6 protein-coding genes are annotated in these 3,625 nt (G+C 75.8%); 5 read left to right on the top strand and 1 reads right to left on the bottom strand.

What is annotated here, in order from left to right:
* The 4 genes from ACI6PP_RS23015 to ACI6PP_RS23000 all read left to right on the top strand — a co-directional run.
* A partial coding sequence (locus tag ACI6PP_RS23015; protein ID WP_421114083.1) for a LamB/YcsF family protein occupies positions 1-337 on the top strand: 337 nt, incomplete at its 5' end.
* Positions 334-960, top strand: a complete 627-nt coding sequence (locus ACI6PP_RS23010; protein WP_421114082.1) for a 5-oxoprolinase subunit B family protein — start codon at positions 334-336, stop codon at positions 958-960. The genes ACI6PP_RS23015 and ACI6PP_RS23010, both read left to right, overlap by 4 nt.
* Positions 957-1,823: a 5-oxoprolinase subunit C family protein gene (locus ACI6PP_RS23005; RefSeq protein WP_421114081.1), complete on the top strand. Its 867-nt coding sequence runs from the start codon at positions 957-959 to the stop codon at positions 1,821-1,823. Before ACI6PP_RS23010 ends, ACI6PP_RS23005 begins: the two co-directional genes overlap by 4 nt.
* A gap of 74 nt (positions 1,824-1,897) precedes the next feature.
* Positions 1,898-2,680: a putative hydro-lyase gene (locus ACI6PP_RS23000; protein ID WP_421114080.1), complete on the top strand. Its 783-nt coding sequence runs from the start codon at positions 1,898-1,900 to the stop codon at positions 2,678-2,680.
* A 67-nt stretch (positions 2,681-2,747) separates the two neighbouring features.
* On the opposite strand, the gene mce is transcribed toward ACI6PP_RS23000, so the two are convergent.
* Positions 2,748-3,170 (bottom strand): methylmalonyl-CoA epimerase, encoded by a 423-nt coding sequence (gene mce, locus ACI6PP_RS22995; protein ID WP_421114079.1) that lies wholly within the window; start codon positions 3,168-3,170, stop codon positions 2,748-2,750.
* A 137-nt stretch (positions 3,171-3,307) separates the two neighbouring features.
* Here mce and ACI6PP_RS22990 point away from each other — a divergent pair.
* Positions 3,308-3,625, top strand: a 318-nt coding sequence (locus ACI6PP_RS22990; protein WP_476712955.1) for a thiolase family protein, incomplete at its 3' end; no start/stop codon positions are given.

Genomic DNA, 3,625 nt, shown 5'->3' with positions numbered 1-3,625 from the left:
GCTGCTCGGCCTGCCGGGGTCGGCGCTGCTGGCCGCGGGCGAGCGCGCGGGTCTGCGCACCGTCCGGGAGGCGTTCGCCGACCGCGCCTACACGCCCGAGGCGACGCTCGTCTCCCGAAAGGAGCCGGGCGCCGTCCTGCACGACCCCGACGAGGTCGCGTCGCGCGTGCTGCAGATGGTCACCGAGGGCACCGTGGTGGCCGTCGACGGCTCGGTGGTCGAGGTGGAGTGCGACTCGGTCTGCACCCACGGCGACTCGCCGGGTGCCGTCGCGATGGCCGAGGCCGTCCGGGCGCGCCTGACCGCCGCCGGCGTCGAGATCCAGGGGTTCGTGTGAGCCCACGGGTGCTGCCGTACGGCGACCGCGCGCTCCTCGTCGAGCTGGACGACGCACCGCAGGTGGTGGCGTGGGTCGACGCGCTGCAGGCGTCCGGCGTCACGGGCGTGGCCGACGTCGTCCCTGCGGCGCAGACCGCCCTGGTCGTCGCCGCCGAGGACGCCGACGTCGCTGCGCTGCGCTCGGCGCTGGCGCGGGTGGAGCCCGGGGCCTCGGTGCTGGACGAGGCGGACGGCGACGTCGTCAAGGTCCCGGTGCGCTATGACGGGCCCGACCTGGCCGACGTCGCCCGGCTCACGGGCCTGGGGGAGCGGGGCGTCGTCGCCGCCCACACCGGCCAGGTGTGGCGCGTCGCGTTCGGCGGGTTCGCGCCGGGGTTCGCCTACCTCGTGGGCGAGGACGACCGCCTGCACGTGCCGCGCCGCGACAGCGCGCGCACCGCCGTGCCCGCCGGCGCCGTGGGCCTGGCGGGGGAGTTCAGCGGCGTCTACCCGCGGGAGTCGCCCGGCGGGTGGCAGCTGATCGGCACGACGTCGGCGACGATGTGGGACCTCGACCGCGACGAGCCCGCGCTGCTGCGTCCCGGCGCCCGCGTGCGCTTCGTCGAGGAGGGTGCGTCGTGAGCGTCGAGCTGGAGGTGTCGCGCACCGGGCCGCTCGCGCTGGTGGAGGACCTCGGGCGGCTGGGCGCGTCGGGTATCGGTGTCGGACGCTCGGGCGCCGCCGACCGCGGCGCGCTCCGCCTGGCCAACCGTGCGCTCGCCAACCCCGAGGGCGCGGCGGCGGTCGAGGTGACGCTCGGCGGCCTCGAGGTGACGCCCGTCGGCGGTGACGCCTGGATCTGCGTGACGGGTGCGCCGGCGCCCGTGTCCGTCGGCGGGCGCGACGCGGGCCCGTACGCGGTGCTGCTGGTGCGCGAGGCCGAGCGGGTCCGGCTCGGGCCCCCGCCCACCGGCCTGCGGTCGTACCTCGCCGTGCGCGGCGGCCTCGATGTGCCGTCCGTGCTGGGCTCTCGCAGCCGTGACGTCCTCGCCGGTCTCGGCCCCGAGCCGCTCGTCGTCGGCGACCGGCTGCCCGTCGGCGCTGCACCGCGCGAGTTCCCGGCCGTCGACGCCGTGCAGCCCGCCGACACCGGGGGAGAGGTGCTGCTGCGCGCCGTCCGCGGGCCCCGCGACGCGTGGGTGGCCGACGCCGACCTGCTCGTGACCACGGCCTGGACGGCGTCGGAGAAGAGCAACCGGGTCGGCATGCGCCTGGCGGGCGGCACGGTCGCGCACGCCGACGCCGACCGTCAGCTGCCCAGCGAGGGCGCCTGCCGCGGCGCCGTCCAGGTGCCACCGAGCGGCGAGCCCGTGCTGTTCCTCGCCGACCATCCCGTCACCGGCGGCTACCCCGTGGTCGCGGTGGTGGTGGACGCCGACGTCGACCGCGCCGCGCAGGTGCGTCCCGGCCAGCCCGTCCGCCTCACCTGGGTCCCCGCCCCCTAGCCCCCGTCCGTCGATCCCCGCCCACCGGTCCGCCGATCCACGCGCACCGATCCGCCACTTCCGGAGGTCCACCCGTGACCGATCCCCGCACCACCAGCCCCGCCGACGCCCGCGCACTGTTCCGCGACGGCCTGGTCACCCCGACGGCCGGGTGGAGCGCCGGCTTCGCGCAGGCCAACCTGGTCGCGCTGCCCCGCGACGTCGCGCTCGACTTCCTGCTGTTCGCGCAGCGCAACCCCAAGCCGTGCCCGGTGCTCGACGTGCTGGACGCCGGCGAGGTGTCGGGCCCGATCCTGGACGGCGACGTGCGCACCGACGTCCCCGCGTACCGGGTGTTCGTCGACGGCGAGCTAGTGGAGGAGACGCCGGACGCGCGCGGCTGGTGGCGCGACGACCTCGTCTCGTTCCTGGTGGGGTGCAGCTTCACCTTCGAGGACGCCCTGCTGGCCGCGGGCGTGCCGGTGCGCCACGTCGAGCAGGGCGTCAACGTGCCGATGTACCGGACGACGACGCGCTGCCGCCCGGCCGGGACCATGTCGGGCCCGCTCGTGGTGTCGATGCGACCCGTGCCCGCGGGCCAGGTGGCCGACGCCGTCCGCGTGACGTCGCGGTACCCGGCCGTCCACGGCGCGCCGGTGCACGTCGGCGACCCCGGCGCGCTCGGCATCGCGGACCTCGACTCACCGGACTACGGCGACCCCGTCGAGGTGCGCCCGGGCGAGGTGCCGGTGTTCTGGGCGTGCGGGGTCACGCCGCAGGCGGCGGTCGTCGAGTCGCGTCCGTCGCTCGCGATCGCCCACGCGCCCGGGCACATGCTGATCACCGACGCGCGGGACTCGACGTACCTCGTCCCCTGACGACCGGGATCGACGGACGGGTGCGCGCGGATCGACGGACGGACACGCGCGGATCGGCGGATCGGGGCTAGGCGGGCTGGACGAGCTCGACGAGGACGCCGCCGGCGTCCTTGGGGTGGACGAAGTTGACGCGGCTGTCGGACGTGCCGCGGCGGGGCTCGTCGTAGAGCAGACGGACACCGCGCTCGCGCAGCGTGGCCGAGACGGCCTCGATGTCGGTGACGCGGTAGGCCAGCTGCTGCAGGCCCGGGCCGCTGCGGTCGAGGAACTTGGCGATCGTGGACTCGGGGGTGAGGGGCGCGAGCAGCTGGATGCGCTGGTCGGAGTCGCCGACGGCGAGCATCGCCTCGCGGACGCCCTGCTCCTCGTTGACCTCCTCGTGGACGGTCTGGAGGCCGAAGACGGACGCGTAGAACTCCTTGGCGGCGTCGAGGTCGGCGACGGCGATGCCGACGTGGTCGATGGCCTGGAGCAGGTGGGTGGGAACCATGCGCCGCACCCTACGGCCCGTCGCGCCGGGCGTGGTGTGACCTCCCGCACGCCTCTCGCCGCCGCGGTGACTCGTCGGTAGGGTGCCGGTTACCGATCGTTAACCCACCGCCGATCGCCGACGCCCGAGGAGTCCTCATGTCGCAGTCCGTCATCGTCGCCGGGGCACGCACCCCCATCGGCCGCCTTCTCGGAGGCCTGAAGACCCTGTCCGGCTCCGACCTCGGCGGCATCGCCATCAAGGGCGCCCTCGACAAGGCCGGCGTCACCGGCGACCAGGTCGACTACGTGATCATGGGCCAGGTCCTCGGCGCCGGCGCCGGCCAGGTGCCCGCCCGCCAGGCCGCGCACGCCGGCGGCATCCCGCTGTCGACCCCCGCGATCACCGTCAACAAGGTGTGCCTCTCGGGCATCAACGCGATCGCGCTCGCCGACCAGCTGATCCGCGCCGGCGAG

The organism is Solicola agrisoli (assembly GCF_049059935.1).
GTDB lineage: Bacteria > Actinomycetota > Actinomycetes > Propionibacteriales > Nocardioidaceae > JAURVT01.
This window is presented reverse-complemented; position numbering and strand designations above follow the sequence as displayed.

Excerpts from the sequence above, each read along its gene's own strand:
- mce (WP_421114079.1), bottom strand. The coding sequence starts at position 3,170 with ATGGTTCCCACCCACCTGCTCCAGGCCATCGACCACGTCGGCATCGCC.